21 protein-coding genes are annotated in these 22,380 nt (G+C 45.1%); 7 read left to right on the top strand and 14 right to left on the bottom strand.

What is annotated here, in order from left to right; translation table 11 throughout:
* Nucleotides 1–211 precede the first annotated feature (211 nt).
* Nucleotides 212–928: a YceI family protein gene (locus tag MHI01_RS00105; RefSeq protein ID WP_340982219.1), complete on the bottom strand. Its 717-nt coding sequence runs from the start codon at nt 926–928 to the stop codon at nt 212–214.
* A gap of 192 nt (nt 929–1,120) precedes the next feature.
* On the opposite strand from MHI01_RS00105, the gene MHI01_RS00100 reads away from it, so the two are divergent.
* Both MHI01_RS00100 and MHI01_RS00095 read left to right on the top strand, forming a co-directional pair.
* Nucleotides 1,121–1,807: a response regulator transcription factor gene (locus MHI01_RS00100; protein WP_036613325.1), complete on the top strand. Its 687-nt coding sequence runs from the start codon at nt 1,121–1,123 to the stop codon at nt 1,805–1,807.
* Nucleotides 1,792–3,258, top strand: a complete 1,467-nt coding sequence (locus MHI01_RS00095) for a HAMP domain-containing sensor histidine kinase (RefSeq protein ID WP_340982218.1) — start codon at nt 1,792–1,794, stop codon at nt 3,256–3,258. Before MHI01_RS00100 ends, MHI01_RS00095 begins: the two co-directional genes overlap by 16 nt.
* A 96-nt stretch (nt 3,259–3,354) precedes the next feature.
* Here the strand turns inward: MHI01_RS00095 and MHI01_RS00090 are convergent, their stop codons facing one another.
* Nucleotides 3,355–4,167, bottom strand: coding sequence for an AAA family ATPase (locus MHI01_RS00090; RefSeq protein WP_340982217.1), 813 nt, complete (start codon nt 4,165–4,167; stop codon nt 3,355–3,357).
* A gap of 522 nt (nt 4,168–4,689) precedes the next feature.
* On the opposite strand from MHI01_RS00090, the gene MHI01_RS00085 reads away from it, so the two are divergent.
* Both MHI01_RS00085 and MHI01_RS00080 read left to right on the top strand, forming a co-directional pair.
* Nucleotides 4,690–4,842 (top strand): DUF1540 domain-containing protein, encoded by a 153-nt coding sequence (locus tag MHI01_RS00085; protein WP_074095586.1) that lies wholly within the window; start codon nt 4,690–4,692, stop codon nt 4,840–4,842.
* Nucleotides 4,843–5,044: 202 nt separating this feature from the next.
* A complete protein-coding gene (locus MHI01_RS00080) occupies nt 5,045–6,502 on the top strand; it encodes a 4-hydroxyphenylacetate 3-hydroxylase family protein (RefSeq protein ID WP_340982216.1) in 1,458 nt (485 codons plus the stop codon).
* Nucleotides 6,503–6,523: 21 nt separating this feature from the next.
* Here the strand turns inward: MHI01_RS00080 and MHI01_RS00075 are convergent, their stop codons facing one another.
* The 3 genes from MHI01_RS00075 to MHI01_RS00065 are packed head-to-tail and all read right to left on the bottom strand — an operon-like array spanning nt 6,524 to nt 8,407.
* Nucleotides 6,524–7,090, bottom strand: a complete 567-nt coding sequence (locus MHI01_RS00075; protein WP_340982215.1) for a nitroreductase family protein — start codon at nt 7,088–7,090, stop codon at nt 6,524–6,526.
* Between the two features lie 52 nt (nt 7,091–7,142).
* The gene (locus MHI01_RS00070) at nt 7,143–7,949 is read right to left on the bottom strand and encodes a hypothetical protein (RefSeq protein ID WP_076328433.1); all 807 of its coding nucleotides are present in this window, start codon (nt 7,947–7,949) and stop codon (nt 7,143–7,145) included.
* 5 nt (nt 7,950–7,954) lie between these two features.
* Nucleotides 7,955–8,407 (bottom strand): flavodoxin, encoded by a 453-nt coding sequence (locus tag MHI01_RS00065; RefSeq protein ID WP_017687802.1) that lies wholly within the window; start codon nt 8,405–8,407, stop codon nt 7,955–7,957.
* A gap of 226 nt (nt 8,408–8,633) precedes the next feature.
* Between MHI01_RS00065 and MHI01_RS00060 the strand changes: the two genes are divergently transcribed.
* From MHI01_RS00060 to MHI01_RS00050, 3 genes are all read left to right on the top strand, one after another.
* Nucleotides 8,634–9,497 carry a class I SAM-dependent methyltransferase gene (locus tag MHI01_RS00060; protein ID WP_036613317.1) on the top strand — a complete coding sequence of 288 codons (864 nt, stop codon included), beginning with the start codon at nt 8,634–8,636 and terminating at the stop codon, nt 9,495–9,497.
* A gap of 2 nt (nt 9,498–9,499) precedes the next feature.
* Entirely contained in the window at nt 9,500–10,231 is a 732-nt protein-coding gene (locus tag MHI01_RS00055) for an RluA family pseudouridine synthase (RefSeq protein WP_036672914.1), read from the top strand.
* Nucleotides 10,232–10,424: 193 nt separating this feature from the next.
* On the top strand, nt 10,425–10,769 hold the full coding sequence (locus MHI01_RS00050) for an MGMT family protein (protein WP_036613313.1): 345 nt from the start codon (nt 10,425–10,427) through the stop codon (nt 10,767–10,769).
* A 106-nt stretch (nt 10,770–10,875) separates the two neighbouring features.
* Here MHI01_RS00050 and MHI01_RS00045 read toward each other — a convergent pair whose 3' ends face one another.
* The 9 genes from MHI01_RS00045 to MHI01_RS00005 form a co-directional block, all read right to left on the bottom strand.
* A complete protein-coding gene (locus MHI01_RS00045; protein WP_340017782.1) occupies nt 10,876–12,387 on the bottom strand; it encodes a DHA2 family efflux MFS transporter permease subunit in 1,512 nt (503 codons plus the stop codon).
* Nucleotides 12,384–12,830, bottom strand: coding sequence for a MarR family winged helix-turn-helix transcriptional regulator (locus MHI01_RS00040; protein ID WP_340982214.1), 447 nt, complete (start codon nt 12,828–12,830; stop codon nt 12,384–12,386). Before MHI01_RS00040 ends, MHI01_RS00045 begins: the two co-directional genes overlap by 4 nt.
* Before the next feature lie 275 nt (nt 12,831–13,105).
* Nucleotides 13,106–13,546 carry a MarR family winged helix-turn-helix transcriptional regulator gene (locus MHI01_RS00035; protein ID WP_127549552.1) on the bottom strand — a complete coding sequence of 147 codons (441 nt, stop codon included), beginning with the start codon at nt 13,544–13,546 and terminating at the stop codon, nt 13,106–13,108.
* A gap of 228 nt (nt 13,547–13,774) precedes the next feature.
* Nucleotides 13,775–16,237: a DNA gyrase subunit A gene (gene gyrA / locus MHI01_RS00030; RefSeq protein ID WP_127549554.1), complete on the bottom strand. Its 2,463-nt coding sequence runs from the start codon at nt 16,235–16,237 to the stop codon at nt 13,775–13,777.
* Nucleotides 16,238–16,249: 12 nt separating this feature from the next.
* The gene (gene parE / locus MHI01_RS00025) at nt 16,250–18,229 is read right to left on the bottom strand and encodes a DNA topoisomerase IV subunit B (protein WP_036613300.1); all 1,980 of its coding nucleotides are present in this window, start codon (nt 18,227–18,229) and stop codon (nt 16,250–16,252) included.
* Nucleotides 18,230–18,305: 76 nt separating this feature from the next.
* Nucleotides 18,306–19,295 carry an ABC transporter permease gene (locus MHI01_RS00020; RefSeq protein ID WP_340982213.1) on the bottom strand — a complete coding sequence of 330 codons (990 nt, stop codon included), beginning with the start codon at nt 19,293–19,295 and terminating at the stop codon, nt 18,306–18,308.
* The gene (locus MHI01_RS00015; protein WP_340982212.1) at nt 19,288–20,253 is read right to left on the bottom strand and encodes an ABC transporter ATP-binding protein; all 966 of its coding nucleotides are present in this window, start codon (nt 20,251–20,253) and stop codon (nt 19,288–19,290) included. The genes MHI01_RS00020 and MHI01_RS00015 overlap by 8 nt, the downstream gene beginning before the upstream one ends.
* Nucleotides 20,253–21,122: a GDSL-type esterase/lipase family protein gene (locus MHI01_RS00010; RefSeq protein ID WP_127549556.1), complete on the bottom strand. Its 870-nt coding sequence runs from the start codon at nt 21,120–21,122 to the stop codon at nt 20,253–20,255. The genes MHI01_RS00015 and MHI01_RS00010 overlap by 1 nt, the downstream gene beginning before the upstream one ends.
* Before the next feature lie 295 nt (nt 21,123–21,417).
* On the bottom strand, nt 21,418–22,221 hold the full coding sequence (locus tag MHI01_RS00005) for a CAP domain-containing protein (RefSeq protein ID WP_340982211.1): 804 nt from the start codon (nt 22,219–22,221) through the stop codon (nt 21,418–21,420).
* Nucleotides 22,222–22,380 lie beyond the last annotated feature (159 nt).

Below are 22,380 nucleotides of genomic sequence, written 5' to 3'. Positions count from 1 at the left end.
GAATGTTATGATTCCTCCTCATTGTAAGCGCTTAATAGTGATGGGTAACACGGCATTTTCCAAAGGAAACAGCAGTTATTTTAACAATATGATCCTGTGACAGTTACATTTGAGTTATATTAATCACACTATTTTGTAAAAAAAAAAAAATCTGTCCGTCTACCGTAAGGCAGAACAGAACAGATTTTCAGGTATATGATCATTGTTACACTTATTTAGAAAGTTTCAATTCAAGTTGTATCTGGATATCATTTTCAGTCGAGAGCACAACGGAGTGCGGATTTTCCATTCCGAAATCTTCGAACGTTACCATCGATGTTGCCGACAACAATACTGCATTATTCTCATAAGCAGCTTTTGCGTCAAAGGTTACTTCTTTTTCAATACCTTTAACCGTAATGGTACCATTCATTTTGATAGCAACCGTTTGACCGACAGGCCATTCCGCAGGTACCCCTTCAAATGAAGTCGCTGTAAATGTAGCTTGTGGATATGTAGCGACATCGAAGAAATCGGCTTGCTTCACGTGACCATCACGTTGTCCATTCCCGGAATCAATTCCGTCCATCTCGATCTGTCCTTCTGCCTTCATCTGAGCAGCATCATCTACATTAATTGTCCAATTGCCTGTTACCTTCTCGTCCACAAAGTTAACTGTCTCCTGTGATGTGGTTACGGAGAAGTATACTTTGGAACCTTCGCTGATGCTCCAGTCTCCGTTCAGTTGCTCTGCTCCAGCAGTTTCATTGGCTACAACCGTTCCTGTGCTATCTACAGCTGTGGTGGAAGTCGCTGTGCTCGCAGGAAGCACCTGCTCAATCTCCACGTTGTTCCCCAAGTAACTGTTTGTGATATAGTAACCACCGCCACCGATTACGGCAACCGCCGCTACACCTGTAATAAGCCATGCTTTTGCTTTCTTGTTCATCTCTATGTTTCCTCCAGTACATGATTGTTTAGGTTGCTTCTTGGAGTGAATCATATCAATTGAATGTGTCAGGAAGAAGTCAAGATAAGACAAGTCACATATTTTTTTGAAATCCGTAATACAGGATTGGCTTTACGCTCTGGCTCATGTAAAATCAGTACAAGTTTACAAAGCGAAAGGAGAACGCTTTTCTTGAAATCCATACTTATCGTCGAGGATGAACAAGCTATTGCACGAGTATTGGCTGCTTATCTGAGAAAAGCAGAATTTGAAGTTCATCATGCAGCAGATGGACCGACTGCACTTACCCTTTTTGATACCGTAACGCCTTCCCTTGTATTACTTGATGTGATGCTGCCAGGAATGGACGGATGGGATCTGCTGCGAATTATTCGTGAAAAAAGTGCTTGTCCCGTGATCATGCTAACTGCACTGGATGACATTTCAGACCGTCTCAACGGACTAAATGCCGGTGCTGACGATTATATGAGCAAACCTTTTGTACCGGAAGAAGTGGTTGCCAGAGTTAATGCGGTGTTGCGCCGTAATCCACATTGGACCTCAGGTGGCGAAGAGAAGCGTTCTTTTGGAAATCTCGTCATTGATCTTGCTGCCAAGCAGGTGCTGCTGAACGGTGCAGAGGTTGCACTCACACCTCGTGACCTGTCGTTACTGTTCTTCCTGTCCGATTATCCGAATCGTACATTTACCAGAGATCATCTTATTGAACAGGTATGGGGGATGGACTATGATGGCAGTGATCGTGCTGTGGATCTATCGATTAAACGACTACGTCAAGCCCTCTCCCACTGGTCGCCAGAGACGGGAGAAATTCGGACGTTGCGAGGAATGGGGTATCAATTTTGGATCGCCAACTGAAACAGAAGAAACCCAAACGAACGATATCCATTCTGTCACACTGGACACTGCGATATTTTCTCATTTTGTGCATTGGTTTCACGATTATTGCGGCAGGGGCACTCTACTGGATTCGAACAACTTCCATTGAGAAAAGCCTCAAAACCGCAGAACTGCTTGGTCTGGAGATTGCCGATCGAGTGACCAGTGAGAATAATATGCTTCGAGTTCCACCCGATCTGGACAGACTGGTAACCAAGCGAGAGAAACTATTCAACACAGATAATTATTTTTGTGTCATGATCTTGGACAATAACAATCAATTGATCTTTTCCCAGCCTAAAATGGAGCAAAAAGATGTGCATTATCGACTGTCAGACGACTATCTTGAACCGCGAAACAACAAATATGCAGGTGTAACGGTCAACATATCCGAGGGCGATCAAACCTTGGGCAAAGTGTGGGTCATGCAGTCCAAACAATCCATTACATTTGGTCCAGAGACGATATGGCTCGTGGCTCTAATCCTCGGAGGACTAATCCTCTGTGGATGGTTTACAATCTATCTCCTGTCCAAAAAGTTATCCAGACCGATTCGTCAGGTCGCCTATGCCGCTGAACAGATTCGAGGTGGCAATTATGATGTGAGTCTTGACTTGAATACACGAGAACGTGAGATCAATGAACTTGTAAATTCATTTCGCGATATGGCCACTCGTCTCCAACAACTCGAAGAATGGCGTACACTTTCGCTGGCAGGGGTAAGTCATGAACTCAAGACACCGGTAACTTCCATCAAGGGGCTCGTTATGGCAGTACGTGACGATGTCGTGAGTCCACAGGAAGGTAAAGAATTTTTGGATATCGCTTTGAAGGAATCTGAACGCATGGAGCGAATGGTGGCAGATTTGCTTGACTATAACGCCATGGCTGCAGGAAGTGTTACCGTTCGCAAGGAACGGACGGATCTGAAACTGTTGGTCGGTGAGATCATCTATCAGTGGAAGATTGCGTATGAGGACAAAATGCCAGAGGTTCAGCTGCACGCACCTCCAATTAACTTTTTTACCATGGGGGATGCTCTCCGCATTCAGCAGATCATTGTTAATTTGCTCAATAACGCACTTCATGCCACAGCTCCTGAACAGAAGGCTGTCTTCGATATTTATCTAAGTACAGAAGAACAGATGCTGTACGTTGATGTTAAGGACCACGGCACAGGCATCGCAGCTGAAGAACAACCCAAAATCTTTGAACGGTTCTATCGTGGAGAACTCAAGAAACGTCGTAACCGCGGTCTAGGTCTAGGATTAACATATAGCCGGCTTCTCGCTCAGGAACAGGGCGGTGAACTGACACTTGTCTCCAGCAGCCCGGAAGGCAGCATGTTCAGATTAAGCCTGCCACGCTGGACTGCAACACAAGAAGCTATGAATACAGAAAAAGCATACGGAGCAGCCGTTAAAGTATAACGCACCTCGCTAACATGACAACTAGCCCAGAACTCCATTCAGGAGACTGGGCTAGTTCAACGTTGTTCCTTGTTGCTTTATCCAGAATGGAAGCAATCAACACTCTAATACACGTGGTCTGTATTCATCGTAAGCATCCGAGATCAGTTGCTTATGAAGTACACTACTGACAATGATTGCTTTCCGCTTTGCTTTCAAAACGATCTGCTCTATATCCGCATAACTGCACCCGGTCAAGCGTTCACATATGTAATCTTCCAGCCGAGTCTCCTGTTCAAATGATCCCACCAACTTACTGATATACAATCTGCGACTTGCATCATCTGGCATACCATAGGTCATCTTCGTATCAAACCGCCGCCAGATGGCGTGATCCAGTTGGGTTTCCAGATTCGTTGCAGCCACCAGAATGCTGTCCCCATCGAATTCGTCCAGACATTGCAACAATGTATTGACGACACGCGCCATCTCCTTCACTTCATCATTGCTCTCACGTGTCCGGCCTATGGCATCAAATTCATCCAGAAATAACACACAGGGATTCATTCTTGCATATTCAAATAACTTACGTACGTTACTCCCCGTCTCCCCAAGATGGCTATGAATGATCGCATCTAATCTCACAAGAACCAATGGCAGATCAAGGCGCTCCGCCAGATGTGAAGCCGTTAATGTTTTTCCCGTACCGGGTGGCCCGAACATGACCATTTTGTTGGGGATTGATACATCATGTTCTCTGAACTTCTCTTTCATGCCCAGAATGGTTATGAATTCGTTAATGATACGCTCATTTTCAGCGGAAAATACAATATGCTGGGCTTTGCGTCTACACTCTTTCGGCGTGTAAAAAGCAGCCATATCGATCCCTTTCGCGCGGGGAATCCGGTTCATATGGTTTATTTTGCTCATGTATTCACATGCTCCTTCATTTATAGTTTCAGTCCATGATTCAAGTTATATAAGTTGAACTAATGAATATTTACACTGACCACTTCGTTGACAGAACAACCTTCCGATCGCTGTTATCCCCAGATTTTTTAATTATTTCCCTAGAGAGGAAATCCGGTGATAAAGGCGAACGCTCCGCTTCTTCAGCTTCTTTCTGTCCTCTCCGTTTTCGTGTAAATGTTTAGTTCAATTTATATAGAATCAATTAGACTTTTAATCGTAATTATTACTATTAAATAATAACATACTACTGCCTTTTTGCAAATATAACCACAGCACGTCCACTATTTTGCCACAGATGGGGGCATTTGGTTGCAAGCTTCAATTAAATTTGCTATTCTAAGTATGCATCGTTGTGTATAACGCAAAAAAGCCCTCCGAATTTCACGAGAGCAAAAATTTTCCAGATTAACAAGCGGCAACTTGTTATATCCGGATCTTTATACCAACGACTGTAATCCAATTAAAGTGAGGTTATCAATCATGGCAAAAGACGTATTGTGTGAAGTTAATTCCTGTCGTCACTGGGCTCAAGAAAACAAATGTAACGCTTCCTCGATCTACATCGTGAGTCACAGTTCCAAAGAAGCAAGTCAGTCTGCTGAAACAGACTGTAAGACTTTTGAAGTAAAATAAGTAATTTCATATGATTCACTTAAAGGAGCCCTTACCGGTTCCTTTTTTCTTTGTCTATTGTAACAAGAATGATAATTATTATCAAGCCCTATTCTGTAAAAATCCTTCTCACCTCTTAAATGCACATTGGACAGATGACCTACGTACACTACGTAAGAAGTCAGTATGCCTATGAACGATTAGAACCAAGAGGTGAATAACAATGCCTGTTAAAAGTGGCACACAGTATCGCGAACGAATTGATGCACAGTCCGTCCCTTGCTGGTACAAAGGTAACCTTATTACTGGAAAACGCTCTGAACATGTAGCATTTGCTGGTTTAATGGAGACTCAGATGTACATGTATGATCAGCAATCTGATCCTAAATTTGCAGAAACGATGACGTATGCCTCCCCGGCAGACGGCAAACCTGTGGGCATATCCTTCCTGCCTCCAACCAGTGCCGACGACCTCCGTAAACGACGGGAAGGGATGAATATCTGGGCAAATGTGCATCATGGCTTTCTTGGTCGCTCACCCGATTACATGAATACAGCCATAATGTCCTTTTACACAGGTGCCGATCTCCTGAACGAACTATCTCCCCAATATGCAGAAAATCTCAAAAATTATTATGCGTACTGCCGTGATCATGATATCACGTTATCCCATGCCTTCATTCAGCCATATGCCAGCAAAATCTCAGGGCAATTGGATGCTACGGAAGATGCTATTGCCGCAAAGGTCGTGGATCGCACCGAGGAAGGTCTCATTATTAGCGGAGCATTCATGATGGCTACACAAGCTGCCACTTCGGATGAGATTTTTGTCTATCCGTCACCTTCTCCCGCCCCATTTGATGACGAAAATCCATTTGCATTCTCTTTTGCTGTCCCCAATGATCTTCCGGGAATCAGTCTGGTATGCAGGGATACCTACGCAACCGAATCCCACACTAATTATCCCCTGAGTTCCAGATATGAAGAAATGGACAATATCGTCATCTTTGACAGGGTGCTCGTTCCGCATGAACGAATATTTTTTGCAGGAAGTGAGGAAATGTCCTCGCGTCTCTTCAGTGGTAGCAACTTTCATATTCATGCAGGTCATCAGGTATTGTGTCGTTATATAGCCAAGACGGAATTTGTTCTCGGTACAATCCAGCTTCTCACGGATACGCTGGATCTGAATACGGAAGCACATGTTATAGAGAAATCTGCACGTGTGTTCGCAGGTCTTGAATCGTTAAAAGCATTGGCCTTGGCCGCGGAGGCAGGTGCCATACCTGACGGAAGAGGATTTGTATTACCTGCACCCAAACCGTTGATGGCAGCCAATCTCCTCTTTCCGAAACTTTATCCTGAGATGATTGAAATTCTGCAACTCTTGGGTTCAAGCGGGGTGATTATGATCCCTCAGGAAGAAGAGTTTCAATCCGATATCGCTCCTTCACTGAATATATATCTGAAAGGGAACGATATGGCTTCTCACGAACGCAACGCTCTGTTCCGCCTGATCTGGGAGCTTGGGTCTGGTTCATTCGGGGGCAGACAGACCCAATTCGAACGATTCTTTTTTGGCAATGTCCTTACCGTATCCAATCGGTTGTTCTCCGTCTACAACAAAGATCAGACGAATCGTCAGCTCGTTCGTGATTTTCTATTCAGCACCAGCAAATAAGAGAACTAATGAATCATTTTTTTAGACCAGATGGTCATAAACCGTCATCAGTTCAGAGGCTGGTCTGCTTGCATCCATATCCCGCAATGCAGGCTGGTCTCCGTAACCGATATGAAAGACCCCCAGCACCTTCTCTTCACTTGTCAAACCCATCAAATTCATAAACACAGGATGTTGTTGATAATCATTGATCTTCCAGACCGCATTCAACCCCTGTTCCGCAGCCAGAATACTAAAGCGTTTGCTCCAGGCTTTGGCCGGCAGAAGATCATCCTCACGGGCATTTCTAGGCGCCACGACAACCAGATGGGTTGGAATTGCTTCCGTGTATTGATATGTAGCCCAATCGCCGTAGCGATCAGCCAGATGGGGTGGATAGCTCTGTCTGACCGCTTCCAGATAAAGCTGTCGTCCTTCGCCTGCAAACAACATAAACCTCCAAGGTTCTGAACTCATTACATATAATGAAGGATCTGCTTCATCAAGCAACTTTCGTATAACCGACTGGGGTACTGGCAACGGACTGAATTCGCAAGTTCCTGCACGTCTCTTGCTGTTGCTTATATCTTGACTTAGACCGGTAGACATGGCAACTTCCCCTCCTCTATCTGCATGATATATCGTTATCCTTCAACTGTCTTCACATCAACCATGTTTTCTTCGGTTCAATGGCTTCCGTTCTCCAGCGATCTACCTCTTCGTGGATGCGCGCTTTATCACGCGTCGTAAACTGTTCTGACTCCGCCACTTCTGCTTGCGGCATGCTGTCACGTATCAAGCGAATGTAGTCCATGGAACGGATCAGAGACTGGCGTCCAGGGATGTACCTGATTTTGCGTCCTTCCAACAAGCAGTATATCTCGATCATACCCGGTAATTTTCCGAAGGCTTCCCAGCAGAATGCACTGACCATATGCTGAAACGCCTCAACTACGTTTGGATCATGGACAACCATATATTTCTGAATAAGCAGCGAATCCCAGCCTTCTGGTTGCCAGGCCGCCTGAATTATCATCGATAAATGCATGGATAATGAAGGTAACTCCGTTCTCCACTGTTCAAAAAGAATGGCTGGATGCTTCAAATCATCGTTCATTGCAATGGCGAGTGACAATTCATCCGTAATCTTGTTCTTCACATCCCAGTAATGGAGAACAGATTCGAAACCATCCGTCTTTCTGGGCCACCACTTCTCAAGTAAATACTGTACGGGTACCTCTTTGCGAACATCGGGGTCGAGACTGTAAAAAGCATTGACCGCATGGCTCACCGCATATTGTACACGGTGCCTCCATTGAAGTGGAAGACGCTGCTCAGACACTGGTTCAGGGCGGATGAATCGATGTGGGCTGCGCAGCATTTCTTCCAATCTGTAATCTTCAAGCAGACGTCCAGGAAGATCATTCCTTCCGACTGGCATCGCTGCCTGAACATTATGTCTTAACATGATCTTTAGGACACCTGTAATCCGGCAGCAGCGAAGCGTTTGCCAAAGTCACGGCATGTTTCTTTCTCCTGCTCAAGCGGACTATATTCAATTTTCAACATCTCTGGAGATACCTCCGCCCCACGCTCCTGCAGCTTGGCAGCCGCCAGATCAACTGCACCGCAGAACTGCTCATACGAGGTGTCACCACTACCAAACACCGCAGCTCTCTTACCACTCAGGTCAAGCTCATCCAGCTCCTCATAGAAATCAAGGAATTCATCTGGCAACTCCCCGTCTCCCCAGGTGTACACACCGATCATGAATCCGTCATAGTCCAATACATCAGATGCATTACAATCCGTTACGGATTTCAGGTCTGCCTCGTGGCCTCCCTGTGTAATTCCTTCCACAATCAGTTCTGCAATTTCTTCTGTATTTCCTGTCATGCTCGCATAAGCCACTAACAATTTAGCCATCTATTTTTCCCTCACTTTATTTGATCATGTTATATTCTCTCTATGAAGAAAGAATGAATTTTTGATTAACAAAATCATATGTGATAATGATTATCATTGTCAAATTAAATTTTTGGTTATCTTTGTTTTTCAGTATATGGTGCACTCCCGTCCCCCAACTGGCGTCCAAGCCCTTTTTTGTTGTACAATAGTATCCAAATGACTTTTGAAGGATGGATAAATCATTATGTACGTAGCTAAGAATTGGAAGGACTATGAAGTAATCGATACAGGAGGCGGCGAGAAACTGGAGCGTTGGGGAGATGTGATTTTACGCAGACCCGATCCACAGATTATCTGGCCCCTTGAGCAAGAAACCAATGAATGGCGTCAGGTGCATGGTCACTATCATCGTAGCTCTTCCGGTGGCGGTAACTGGGATATGAAAAAGCCCATTCCCGAGCGTTGGACGATCGGATACGAAAACCTGAAATTCCACATTAAACCTACCAGCTTTAAGCACACTGGTCTGTTCCCTGAACAAGCCGCCAACTGGAGCTGGATGATGGATAAAATCTCCAATGCAGGACGCCCTATTTCTGTCTTGAACCTGTTTGCCTATACAGGCGGAGCAACGGTAGCTGCTGCTTATGCAGGCGCATCTGTTGTGCATGTGGATGCAGCTAAAGGCATGGTTCAATGGGCCAAGGAAAATGTTCAATTATCCGGACTGGCTGATCGCCCTGTTCGTTTTATTACAGATGATGTATTCAAATTTGTACAACGGGAACAACGTCGCGGAAATCGTTACGACGCCATTATTATGGACCCTCCTTCATATGGCCGTGGCCCTAATGGAGAGACATGGAAACTGGAAGAGAACCTATATCCTTTCCTGAAGTCATGTATGACGATCTTGTCGGATAATCCATTATTCATGCTGGTTAACTCCTACACTACGGGCATTTCCTCTACGGTTCTGCGCAACATGTTGACCATGACGATGTCTGCTCAGTACGGTGGTGAAATTACTGCAGGTGAAATTGGTCTGCCGATCACACGTAGTGGTCTTGATCTGCCTTGTGGTATTCTGGGCCGTTGGGAGTCTTAATCATGTCAGAACATCGGCATGATCACGATGCAATTCCGATTCTGTTCGAAGACAACCATCTGTTAGGCATTACGAAGCCGGTCAATGTACCTACACAGGAAGATTCATCAGGTGATCCGGATTTGCTTACATTGCTTAAGCAGGATCTGAAAGAACGATACAACAAACCTGGCAATGTTTATCTCGGGTTAGTACACCGACTTGATCGTCCTGTTGGAGGGGCAATGATTTTTGCCAAGACTTCTAAAGCAGCTTCGAGATTGTCCGAGACTGTGCGGGGACGTCATTTCCGTAAAATATATGCGGCTGTTGTACACGGCAAGTTGCCTGCACAGCAGGGAACGTTAAAACACACGCTCCTGAAAGATGCACGTACAAATACCGTTACTGTTGTACCTAAAGGTACGGCTGGCGGTAAGGATGCCGTTCTGGATTACCGTGTTATCGGCGAGACAGACCGTTACAGCCTCGTCCATATCGAACTGCACACCGGCAGATCTCATCAGATTCGAGTGCAAATGAAAGAAATCGGCTGCCCTCTGTACGGGGATCAGAAGTACGGCGCAAGCGTGAATAAACCCGGGCAACAGATTGCTCTATGGTCTGCGATTGCTGCTTTTCCTCATCCAGTTACTAAGGAAGAAGTTATTCTGCAATCTTTGCCTGCAAGAGAATTCCCCTGGGCAGAATGGCCAGACGCTGTGTACCAAAAAGCTTTTGGACAATCTCAATAAATACGTGTTCAAAAAGACTGGTTTTCAATACCGATAAGATGGGATCAAAAGCGGTTTTATCGAACAACCTCTATAAGTGCACAGGATCAGGTTACATCTGTCCATACAACGTGTCGTTCAGATTCTGTATCTGAACGACACGTTTTTTCATATTTTCAGCTATATACCTAAAATACAGAGAGGAGACATCATGATGACCCCGTTTACCAAACAAGTCGTTGCGATCATCGCGGCGATTCCCGAAGGTAAAGTGATGACTTACGGTCAGATTGCAGCACATGCCGGAAGTCCAAGAGCCGCGAGACAAGTCGTACGTATTCTGCACTCGATGAGCCGCAAGGAACGTCTACCCTGGCACCGTGTCGTCAATGCAAAAGGAGAAATCTCCATACCGGACGAACACTCGCGCATGATGCAGGAAACAGAACTGATTAGCGAAGGTGTGGAGTTTCAACTAAACGGAACCATTAATCTCAAACAGTTCGGTCATGAGCCCGATCCTGTATTTCTTATCGATCCAACGATCCAGCCCGAATAATAAAAGTACTCTCCTCCTATCGCGCACACCAAAAAAAGAGAACTCAGGCAGTTAGGGTTACCCCATCGACTGCTAGAGTTCTCTTTTTGGTTTTATCTGATATTCGTTATGCTGTAGCCGTTGCTTTTTCCTGTTCTACAGTAACAGGCTCAACAGCTGGTTTTGTTTTCCGAATAAAGAACGCCATGATCAAAGCAACCACGGTCATTCCAGTAGCCACGATGAATGCATAGTTAACACCGTAAATCGTTGCATCTGCTGTAGCTGCTAACATCGCTGTCTTATTATTAGGGTCAACTTGGCCAGCAGCCACTGCATCTGCCAGATGTGTTTTGAGCTTACTACTCATGATAGTAACCAGAATGGCTGTACCGATCGCACCGGCAACTGTACGCAATGTATTGGACATCGCTGTACCATGCGCGTTCAGACGTTGAGGCAGTTGATTCAGACCTGCTGTCTGGATTGGCATCATCAGCATCGACATACCGAACATACGAGCCGTGTAGATAAACATCATGTAGCCGTAGGTAGTATCGATTGCCAGACGACTCAGTCCAAAAGTTGTAATTGCCGTAATGGCAAGACCTGCAACCGAAAGCCAGCGTGCGCCCACTTTATCAAATATGCGACCTGTAATTGGGGACATAATCCCCATCAATATCGCACCGGGCATCATCAGAAGTCCTGATTCAATCGGTGAGAAATTACGAATATTTTGCAGGAAGATAGGAAGCAGGATCATACCTGCAAACATCGCCATTGTCACGAGCATGTTAATAATCGTTGTTAATGTATACATGTTGTATTTAAAAATACGGAACTCAAGGAGCGGATGATCTGTTGTCAGTTGACGAATAACGAACAGAATCAGGGATATCGCACCTACGACGAGACATCCAATGACAATTGCACTGCCCCATCCATCGGTACCCGCATCACTGAATCCGTAGAGCAAACTACCAAAACCAAGTGTAGATAAAATAACGCCTGGATAATCTAGTTTAGGTCTGGACTGACGTGTTACGTTTTTGACAAAAGCAATACCAATTGCAGTTGCAATAATAGAGAATGGCAAGATGATGTAGAACAACAATCTCCAGGAATAATGCTCAACCACATAACCTGAAAGTGTAGGCCCAATCGCAGGAGCCAGAATCATCGCAATCCCCATGGTTCCCATGGCCTGACCGCGTTTCTCAATCGGGAAGATGGTCAGGAATACAACGGTCATGAGAGGCATCAGGATACCTGCACCTGCCGCTTGAATAACACGACCTACCATCAGAATAGTGAAGGTTGGACTAAGACCACAGACTAACGTTCCTATGGTAAATAGAGTCATGGCTGTAATGAAAATTTGACGCGTTGAAAATTTGGCAATCAGATATGCCGTAATTGGAATCAGCACACCGTTCACAAGCATATAACCCGTAGTTAACCATTGGGCTTTGTTTGGCCCGATGCCGAGGTCATCCATGATTTTAGGAAGCGCTACGTTCATCAGGGTTTGGTTCAGGAATGCCACAAAGGCACCAATTAACAATGCCGCTACAATAGGGCCTTTCTTGATGTTGTCCATCGCTGAGGATGGAGCTGCAGCAGTAGTCGTACTCATATGTTGTTCATCTCTCTTCCTTCTAACTTTTTAATCATTTGACTATGAATTCTAAGTAGGTGCTCAAGGTCTTCCTTCGATATATCCAGAATGGGTGACACTCTTTCCATCCACAAATGGTGCGTTTCCTGTTGGGCCTGTTCCCCTTTATCCGTAATCTGAAGCTTAACGGATCGGCGGTCAGCATCCGAACGTGTCCGAACGATATACTCGCCTTTGACGAGCCGCTCCACAACAGCGCTCATGGAACTGCTGCCCATATGGCATAGCTCAGCCACTTCGTTGATGCCAATGGAAGGACGCTCCCTCAGGATGGATAACACCATAAACTGGATCGAAGTCAGCTCGATCTCCTTGTTTTCATTCCAAAATGCTCGAAAAAGCATTTGATTCACTTGGCGGAACGAATTAATAATATAGAATACTTCATACGTATCAGTCATTGTTTCACCCTTTTACTTTTGGAATATAATATTTCGTACACGAAATATCAGGGGAACAATTATTTATTATAACAAAAATATTTACATAGTCAACTATTTACATATGAATTCACAAAAATAATATTAGGACATACTAACTGTGTTACATCCATGCCTTTACTCAACTAACCTGGACACAGTGTGTAGCATATGTAATTTGTAAATAAAATAACCATAGGGCTCCTGCATGAAACGAGCAGGCACTCCTATGGTTATTCATAAGAATCAGCATGGTATCATACCGAAGTAGATAAGGCAGGCTCTTTGGTCTTGGGTGTTGTCATTTTGCCTAACAGATATACCAGCAATTGTTGATTGTGCATGGAAATGTTACTGAGAACAGAGTTCATGAATTCATTACGGATGGTGATTCCCCGCACTGTCTCCATTCTTCCTTTCTCTGATAGAGATACCCACACAATGCGTCGATCCTGATTATCCCGATTCCTGCGAATCAGATCATTCTTCTCCATTCGATCGAGCAGCATGGTTACAGCAGCTGGCGTAGTTGACAGATAAGGAATCAGATCCGAAGGTTTCATCTTCTGATGGTCTTCAAGTACCTCCAGAACAGCCAGCTGAGCCTCCGTTAATGAGGGTGCCAGCTCTTGATCCATATGCAATTTATAATCTTTGGTCAACCTGGACCAGCACTTGGCAAAATCGGAATTATACATCTTCCATCGCTCCTCTCTGCAACCGGTTATCACTTCACCTGCTTAAGTTTTCGCGCTCCAAAGCCGCATTCCTGCTGCCTTTTTTCAATTTCCTAGCGATCGACCGTAATCGACGAAGGTTGTTAAACTTCGCATGAATGCCCTCTTCTAATCCGCCTTTGAACAACAAAAAAAGACTCCTCGCATGACAGGATTAGCTGTTCTGCGAAAAGTCTCGTTTGTTTGTTTTTATGAAGATGATGGTGGTTGATTCTCATTGAAGTCCCTTAGAAGTTCAACGATCTCGTCCTGTTTGTCCACATGAACGATTAGCTTGCCAATATGTTTGCGCTCTGTAATCGGAACACCTTCCGAAGAGATCGGGAACACTTGGCCTTCTTTGGTCATTACAGTGATCTTACGTTGCTCTTTGCAATAAAACGCTCCAACAATACGGCTACCATTCGGTTTCACACGTTTGCCTTCTTTGAACTCGAATGTGGCAAGCCCCTTGCCTCCACGGCTCTGTATAGCGTAATCCAGAAGTAATGATCGTTTACCATATCCCAGATCGGACAACACGGCAACTTCACCTTCATCTCCTTCTACCCATATAGCGGATACAACTTCATCTGTATCTCTTAACTGAATACCACGAACACCACCGGATACACGTCCCATTGGATTAACCTCATCCTCTCGGAAACGAATCGCCATGGCTTCTTTTGTAATCAACATAATATCTTGACCACCTGTACTCAGATGTACAGATAACACTTCATCATCCTTGCCCACTTTACAAGCCGCAACTGCACCGGAACGCTTGGTCACGTAATCCTTCAGCTCCGTCCGTTTCACCTGTCCTCTTCGCGTAACGAAGACCAGACTGTGGTTTGGCTCTTCAAAGGATTTCACAGCAAGCACACTTGCAATACGATCATCTTTCGCAAGGGGAATGACATTCACAATGGCTGTGCCTGGATCTTTCCACTTGAATTCAGGTACCTGGTGAACAGGTAACAGGAAATACTGACCTTTCCTCGTAAAGACAAGCAAGTTCTCAAGCGTATTTACTTCCAGAACCTGAGCGATATAATCGCCGTCTTTTACACCACTTCCGCTCCGTTCACCACCAGAACGTGTAAAGGACTGCATGCCTGTACGTTTCACATATCCCTCTTTGGATAACGTAACAAATACATCTTCCGCATTCACAAGTACTTCGAGATTAACCTTAAGTTCTTCCACTTCACCCTGGATCGCAGAACGACGGTCTATGCCGTATTTCTCACGAATCTCCATCAATTCCTTGCGGATGACTCCGATGAGCTTGCGGTCACTATCCAGAATGGATTGTAATTGTGCAATCTTTTTCATCAGTTCACCGAGTTCCTTCTCCAGAGAATTGATCTCCAGATTCGTCAAACGGTACAATTGCAACGTAAGGATGGAATCCGCTTGGCGTTCCGTGAATCCAAACATCCACATCAGGTTGTTTTGGGCATCTTGACGGTTCTTCGACGCTTTGATGGCCGCAATGACCTCATCAAGGATGTTAAGTGCTTTTACCAAGCCCTCGAGCACATGCGCACGGTCTTGCGCCTTCTCCAGCTCAAACCGGGTACGGAATGTTACAACCTCCCGCTGATGGGCAATGTAAGCCTCGAGAATCGATTTCAATCCTAATTGATGAGGTGCTTTATTCACAATCGCAACCATATTGAAATTATAGGTGACCTGCAGGTCGGTTTTCTTCAGCAAATAAGCCAAAATACCTTGTGCGTCCGCTTCTTTTTTCAACTCAACCACGATTCGCAGACCTTCACGTCCGCTCTCATCACGCACTTCGGCAATACCTTCAACCTTCTTCTCAAGTCGGATGTTCTCCATCGCTGTAACCAGACGAGATTTCACGACCTGATAAGGAATTTCGGTAATGACGATCTGCTGTTTGCCACCACGCATGTTTTCAATCTCGGTTTTGGACCGGATATAGATCCGTCCCTTACCTGTGCGATAGGCATCCAGAATGCCGTCACCGCCCATAATCAATCCGCCTGTTGGAAAGTCAGGACCCTTCATAAACATCATGATTTCGTCCAGCTCAATCGACGGTTTCTCCATCACAGCGATCGAAGCATCAATGACTTCACGCAAATTGTGTGGAGGAATCTCCGTTGCAAATCCGGAGGAAATACCGCTGACACCATTAACCAGCAAGTTCGGATAACGGGATGGCAATACAACCGGTTCTTTGGCCGTATTATCAAAATTATCCTTAAACAGAACCGTCCGTTTCTCGATATCGCGAAGCATCTCCATCGCGATGGGCGACAAACGGGCCTCCGTATACCGCATCGCCGCTGCCGGGTCATCATCCTGTGATCCCCAGTTACCATGACCGTCCACGAGCATATGGCCCATTTTCCATGGCTGAGCCATCCGCACCATGCCCTCATAGATGGATGAGTCACCATGTGGATGATAATTACCCATTACGTCCCCAACGGTTTTGGCAGATTTGCGGTAAGTCTTGTCAGGCGTATTACCTGAATCATACATGGCGTATAGAATACGCCGTTGTACTGGCTTCAACCCATCCCGGACATCCGGAATGGCTCGATCCTGAATAATATATTTGGAGTAGCGACCGAAACGGTCCCCAACGACCTCTTCGAGAAAGGCCGGCATAAATTGTTCTGATGGACTCATTCCAAGCACCTTCTATTCTTCGTACTCTGTAAAGTCGACGTTCTCTACAATCCAGCGTTTCCGCGGATCAACCTTATCACCCATGAGCGTAGATACACGACGTTCTGCTTTTGCTGCATCAACAATCTGTACCTTCAGCATCGCACGAGTTTCCGGATTCATTGTTGTCTCCCACAGTTGATCCGGATTCATCTCACCAAGACCTTTATAACGTTGAAGCTCAACATTATTACCGAATTCCTTCATATAATTCGCCAGTTCTTCATCCGTCCATGCATATCGAACACTCGCAAGCTTACCAGACTTACGAGTAAGTTTGTACAATGGCGGCTGAGCAATATATACTTTGCCTGCATCAATTAAAGGCTTCATATAACGATAAAAGAAGGTCAACAGCAGCACCTGAATATGTGCGCCGTCCGTATCCGCATCGGTCATAATGATAATTTTGGAATAATTGCTGTCTTCAACTGCAAATTCGGTTCCTATGCCCGCCCCGATCGCCGCTGTAATGGCGCGGTATTCTTCATTTTTGAGAATGTCGGCCAGCTTTGATTTTTCCGGATTGAGCGGTTTTCCCTTGAGCGGCAGAATAGCCTGAATCTTCGAGTCACGTCCCTGTTTGGCAGAACCACCTGCGGAATCCCCTTCGACAATAAATAACTCATTTCGGGTAAAATCCTTTGATTGCGCCGGCGTTAGTTTGCCGTTCAGGTTGGAACTTTCGCTACGTTTCTTGCCTGTGCGCATATCATCACGTGCTTTGCGGGCTGCTTCTCTGGCTCTGGAGGCTTGGACCGCTTTGCGAATTAACGTTTGCGCTACCTGCGGGTTTTCTTCCAGAAACCGTTGAATATTCTCGGACACGACCGAATCCACTGCACTTCGAGCGGAAGCGCTGCCGAGCTGATCCTTGGTCTGACCTACGAACTCAACCTCTGACATCTTGACACTGATGACGGCCATCATACCTTCACGCAAATCATTGCCTTCGAGGTTTTTATCTTTTTCCTTAATCATGCTGGTACGCCGCGCGTAGTCATTCATTACACGAGTGTACGCAGCCCTGAATCCGGTCTCATGTGTACCGCCACCCCGAGTAGAGATCGAGTTCACGAACGAAGCCAGCGTTTCGGTATAACCCGCGTTATACTGGATTGCCACTTCGACTTCAATGTCATCCTTCTCCGCATAGAAGTGAATAACATCATGCAGCACATCTTTATTTTCGTTAAGAAAAGCAACAAACTGGCTTGCTCCACCTTCATACATGTATTCATCCTGATTGCCCGAACGTTCATCCTTGAGCACAATTCTCAGACCCGAATTCAGAAAAGCAATCTCCTGAAGCCGTTCTGCCAATGTATCATAATTAAATTGAATACCGCTCTGGAACACCCGAATATCCGGTTTAAATGTAACTTTTGTACCTGTCCGATTGGTATTGCCTAACACTTCGAGACCGGAGACCGGTTCACCGACATGTTCAATCCCTTTTTTGTCCTTCCAATACTCGAATCGCTGACGATGAATCTTGCCATCACGGAAAATCTCGACTTCAAGCCACTCGGACAATGCGTTAGTAACTGACGCACCTACACCGTGCAAACCGCCTGATTTTTTGTATCCTGATCCACCGAACTTTCCGCCTGCGTGCAAAATCGTAAACACGACCTGGGGAGTAGGAATCCCTGTTTTATGTATACCTGTCGGAATTCCCCTTCCGTTATCCTGAACCGTAATAGAACCGTCCTTATGCAGCGTGATATCGATTTTGGAGCAGAATTTGGCGAGATGTTCGTCGACAGCGTTGTCGACAATTTCCCATACCAAATGATGTAAACCTGAAGTGCTGGTGCTGCCGATGTACATCCCCGGCCGTTTCCGTACCGCTACCAACCCTTCAAGTACTTGAATGTCGTCCGCGTCGTAGCCTGAAGACCCCTGTCCTCCGCCTGTCGAACCTGCCGACATATCGATTTGCTCGACCATTCATGCTCCCCCTTCTTAACTTGCAACTAAAAAAATGCCTAAAATGCAAACAGATGTTTTCTTATCCTTGTCCATTTTAATTCAAGATATCCCGTTTCGTAAAGACAAGGAATGACACAATGAGTGAAGCAATGCCCCAAACACTAAGCACAATAAGGGAAAAACCTAAATTCATATCCTCGATTGGAGGTAACCCGCCAGACAAATAATTCGGAAGTTCGAGGTTAACCATGAACAAATACTTCGCGGTCTGCCAGGACGCTGCCATACTGGTCAAGATTGTTCCTGCAATCAAAGCGGCCATCATGATAACAATACTTGCAGCAGTACTGCGCACAAGCACAGATACCATAAATGCAAGCATAGCCACAATTACACTCACAAACCAGATCAGTCCTGCCTGCATGAGCATGTACAGCCACTGGTCTACAGCATGCACTGCCGACATATCGACATCTGTTCCCACAACTTTGAATCCTGTGAAGATTGGCATGTTGAAGCCTTTATAACCAAAAACCGCACCCGATATGACATAACATATAATGTAGGCTGATACCACTATGATCGAAACAAACATAATCAGCGTAATTAATTTACTCAAAAGCACTTTCCAGCGTCTAACCGGACGCGTTAAAAGCATTTTAATCGTACCTGTCGTACGTTCACCAGAAACAAGATCTGAAGCAATAGCCATGATTAACAGTGGAATAAACAATCCAACCGCGTTGTTCATGAACTCCCGCGTAAAGGTGACACCGCCCGGTTCTTTGGGATTGATGTCATTCTCAAGATAATACTGCATCTGCTGGATATATACAGTTCTATATTTTTTGTACTCTTCAGGTACCCGATCGCTACCGAGCGAATTTTGATTGTCTGTGATGGCCTGTTGCAGTTCAAGACGCCAATCGCCGCCAAACTTATCGCGATTATTCTCCGCAGATTTCATCTGGGCATACGTAAACATCGGTACGAGGACCGCAAGTACAATAAATATAATATAAAGCCGTTTTTTCTTCACCATCTTAATCGTTTCATTGCGGATCAGCGGCATGATATTACTCAATGGATTCACCTTCTGTCATTTTTAAGAATAGTTGTTCAAGCGTAGGCTGAATCCGCTGTACCCCTTCAACCTGTATACCAGCTTGAACCATCTGTTGCACCATATCAGGAATTCGATCTTCGTGCATCTCGGCAACCACAGCGTTGGGACCAAGGCCCGCAACAATGGTATCATCCATCACATCCGCAGGTCGACCTACCAGAGCAATGCCTGCATCCTGCAACATTTTTTTGCCTTGCTCCAGTGGTGAAACATGCCATATAGCCAACTTCGAATGATCTTCAATCAGTTCGCTTACACCTCCAACAGCAAGCACACGCCCAGCACTGATAATGGCTACTCTGTCACAGAGAAGCTGGATCTCACTTAACAAGTGACTGCTGACAAATACAGCCATACCTTCGCTGGCAAGTTGCTTAATAAAGACACGAAGTTCCTTGATCCCTTTTGGATCAAGACCATTTGTCGGTTCATCCAGAATAAGCAGACGCGGTCGCCCAAGCAGCGCTTGTGCAATACCGAGCCGTTGACGCATACCCAATGAGTACGTTCTGACTTTATCGTGAATCCGCTGATCCAGACGCACAATATCTACAACTTCCTGAATTCGTTCATTGTCCACACCTGGTTGCATGCGAGCGAAATGCTCCAGGTTCTCCCACCCTGTCAGATATGTATATACCTCCGGATTTTCAACAATGGAGCCTACATACTTCAAAGCACGCTCAGGGTCCCGATTCACATCATAACCACAAACTTTAATTTTTCCTTCTGTTGGTTTGATCAGATCGACCAGCATCCGTATCGTAGTTGTTTTGCCGGCACCGTTGGGACCGAGAAATCCGAAGATTTCACCAGGTTTTACGTCAAATGTAACGTCCTTAATGATCCATTTGCGTCCGATCCGCTTTTTCAGATTCTGTACGGATAGGACGGAATCATACAGTTGCTCTGCCATTAATTTCCGCTCCCTTCTGCCGATGTATCTGCCTGGAATTCCTGTGCAATCCGAACTGCAATTTGCTCATAACCTTGTCCGTTGGGATGGAAATGATCTGACGAGAGATACTCCCCCAGATGATTTTCAAACAAATCGAATGTAGGGACCAGTGTCATCTTGTCCTCATTGTTCAAAATAGCCAGTGCAGCATCGTTCCATGCAGCTACCACTGCATTACCTGGCTTCTCCAGTTCCTTCACATCGCCAAATGGATTGTACAACCCTATGTACGCAATCTGCGCATCGGGATTAATTTCTTTTACTTTCTTCAATATCTCTTGAAGGCGCTTCGACGTTTCCGGCAAAGCCGCTGCCAGCTGCTCTGCTGTTGGCGGATCTTCCCCCTGTAGAACTTGTCCTCCCTGGAACAAATCATTTGCGCCGATCGAGAGCAAGATAAAATTGGATTGTTGTAAGACGTAACGTACGCCTTGCTCATCGAGTTTTTCCAATAAAGCATCTGTTCTCAAACCGTTTACACCCAGATTATTAAGAACCTGAACGTCATATCCTTTATCTTTAAGCAGATTCCCTGCACGTCTCACAAAACCGAGTCCTTCATCATCGCCCGTGCCTCTTGCCAGAGAATCACCGATGACGGCCATCCGAATCTTGCCATCTTCCACGACAGCCGGTTCCCCCTCGATATCCTTAGATGGAGCAGTTGCCTCCTGGCCTGTCGTTAATGCGGAATCTCCCTCGGGGAAAATCACGTCTTTTATGGCGTAACCAAATCCAAATAACAACAACAAAGTTGCCAAGATGGATACTGTACTGACAGTTCTCCAGATCCATGGTGCTGAATCAAGGCTTTTTTTCTTTTTCATCATCACATCTCCGCTCATGTACACCAGTCCGGGTGCTTTATAATTTATAATGACTTTACATTAAGGCGTGTCTGAAAATCCGCTTACTTCGGAGTTTTCAGACACGCCCTGATGATGCTATTCCTAAATAACATAAATGTTCTGTCGTTAATTTGCAAACTTTGGCGCTGCATTCTCAGAATTCATTTTTTATATGTCATTTTACGGAAAAAAGGTTATGCCATACACAGATTTGAACTGTGTACTGGCATAACCTTGTGGAAAAGAAAATCATACTTTCTTCATTATAAATCGATTACTTACCGATAAACTCTTGTGCCCAGTATCCGTTGTAGAAACCTACACCGATATGCGTAAAGTTTTTGCTCAGAATATTGGCACGGTGACCTTCACTATTCATCCAAGCTGTAACAACTTCCTGTGGTGTTTTTTGTCCTTGGGCAATGTTCTCACCTGCATAGCTGTAAGTTACTCCGAATTGTTTCATCATATCAAACGGAGAACCATACGTAGGTGACTGGTGATCAAAATAGTTGTTGTTACTCATATCTTTTACTTTAGCAACAGCTACTTTGTCCAGAAGTGCATCTGAAGTCAGTGCGTTCAGACCTGCTTTAGCACGCTCAGCGTTCACAAGTTTTACAACTTGAGTAGCAAAGTCAGATTGTGTGCTTTCGCTACCATTATTACTTGTATTGTTACCTGTGTTACCCGTGTTTGAAGGATCTTTAGCCGGTGTAGTTTCCGGTTTTTCTTGAACTGGTTGTGTTGGTTTAGTCGGTTGCTCAGGCTTAGTTGTAGGCTCAGCAGGTTTTGTTGTTGGTTGAGTTGGTTTTGTTGTCGGCTCAGCAGGTTTCGTCGTTTGATCAGGCTGCGTAGCAGGTTTCTCTACAATTTGCCCCTCGGATACGGTATATCCATTTTGTTTGAGCCATTTCTCAATGTAAGCTTTCAAGCTGTCTGTGCTTGTAATTTTGTACGTTGTGATAGTCTTATATGTTGAATCTGCAGCAGACGCGGAAGCAGGAAGCATTACCCCTACGGCCAGTACGGCTGTCAGACTACTCGTTACGACAGTTTTCATCCATTTCTTTTTCAAATTCATTCATCTCCTTAAGATTAGTTATTACAACTTTGTAATTAATACTCTAGCAGTATATCAATTCGACAGGAGATTGTGAACCTATAAAATATGGAAAAGTAACTTTTTTGTCATTTTTTACTAGAGTAAAAGGCTGGGCAAAACCCAGCCTCTCCT

The sequence above is a fragment of the Paenibacillus sp. FSL M7-0656 genome, assembly GCF_038003225.1.
Classification (GTDB): Bacteria; Bacillota; Bacilli; order Paenibacillales; family Paenibacillaceae; genus Paenibacillus; species Paenibacillus amylolyticus.
This window is presented reverse-complemented; position numbering and strand designations above follow the sequence as displayed.

What these genes read in the sequence shown, in the direction of transcription:
- gyrA (WP_127549554.1), bottom strand. Translation starts at nt 16,237, where the DNA reads ATGAGTCCATCAGAACAATTTATGCCGGCCTTTCTCGAAGAGGTCGTT.
- MHI01_RS00075 (WP_340982215.1), bottom strand. Translation starts at nt 7,090, where the DNA reads ATGTCTACCGGTCTAAGTCAAGATATAAGCAACAGCAAGAGACGTGCA.
- MHI01_RS00040 (WP_340982214.1), bottom strand. Translation starts at nt 12,830, where the DNA reads ATGACTGATACGTATGAAGTATTCTATATTATTAATTCGTTCCGCCAA.
- MHI01_RS00080 (WP_340982216.1), top strand. Translation starts at nt 5,045, where the DNA reads ATGCCTGTTAAAAGTGGCACACAGTATCGCGAACGAATTGATGCACAG.
- MHI01_RS00050 (WP_036613313.1), top strand. Translation starts at nt 10,425, where the DNA reads ATGACCCCGTTTACCAAACAAGTCGTTGCGATCATCGCGGCGATTCCC.
- MHI01_RS00105 (WP_340982219.1), bottom strand. Translation starts at nt 928, where the DNA reads ATGAACAAGAAAGCAAAAGCATGGCTTATTACAGGTGTAGCGGCGGTT.
- MHI01_RS00070 (WP_076328433.1), bottom strand. Translation starts at nt 7,949, where the DNA reads ATGTTAAGACATAATGTTCAGGCAGCGATGCCAGTCGGAAGGAATGAT.
- MHI01_RS00090 (WP_340982217.1), bottom strand. Translation starts at nt 4,167, where the DNA reads ATGAGCAAAATAAACCATATGAACCGGATTCCCCGCGCGAAAGGGATC.
- MHI01_RS00055 (WP_036672914.1), top strand. Translation starts at nt 9,500, where the DNA reads ATGTCAGAACATCGGCATGATCACGATGCAATTCCGATTCTGTTCGAA.
- parE (WP_036613300.1), bottom strand. Translation starts at nt 18,229, where the DNA reads ATGGTCGAGCAAATCGATATGTCGGCAGGTTCGACAGGCGGAGGACAG.
- MHI01_RS00045 (WP_340017782.1), bottom strand. Translation starts at nt 12,387, where the DNA reads ATGAGTACGACTACTGCTGCAGCTCCATCCTCAGCGATGGACAACATC.
- MHI01_RS00065 (WP_017687802.1), bottom strand. Translation starts at nt 8,407, where the DNA reads ATGGCTAAATTGTTAGTGGCTTATGCGAGCATGACAGGAAATACAGAA.
- MHI01_RS00060 (WP_036613317.1), top strand. Translation starts at nt 8,634, where the DNA reads ATGTACGTAGCTAAGAATTGGAAGGACTATGAAGTAATCGATACAGGA.
- MHI01_RS00015 (WP_340982212.1), bottom strand. Translation starts at nt 20,253, where the DNA reads ATGGCAGAGCAACTGTATGATTCCGTCCTATCCGTACAGAATCTGAAA.
- MHI01_RS00085 (WP_074095586.1), top strand. Translation starts at nt 4,690, where the DNA reads ATGGCAAAAGACGTATTGTGTGAAGTTAATTCCTGTCGTCACTGGGCT.
- MHI01_RS00035 (WP_127549552.1), bottom strand. Translation starts at nt 13,546, where the DNA reads ATGTATAATTCCGATTTTGCCAAGTGCTGGTCCAGGTTGACCAAAGAT.
- MHI01_RS00010 (WP_127549556.1), bottom strand. Translation starts at nt 21,122, where the DNA reads ATGAAAAAGAAAAAAAGCCTTGATTCAGCACCATGGATCTGGAGAACT.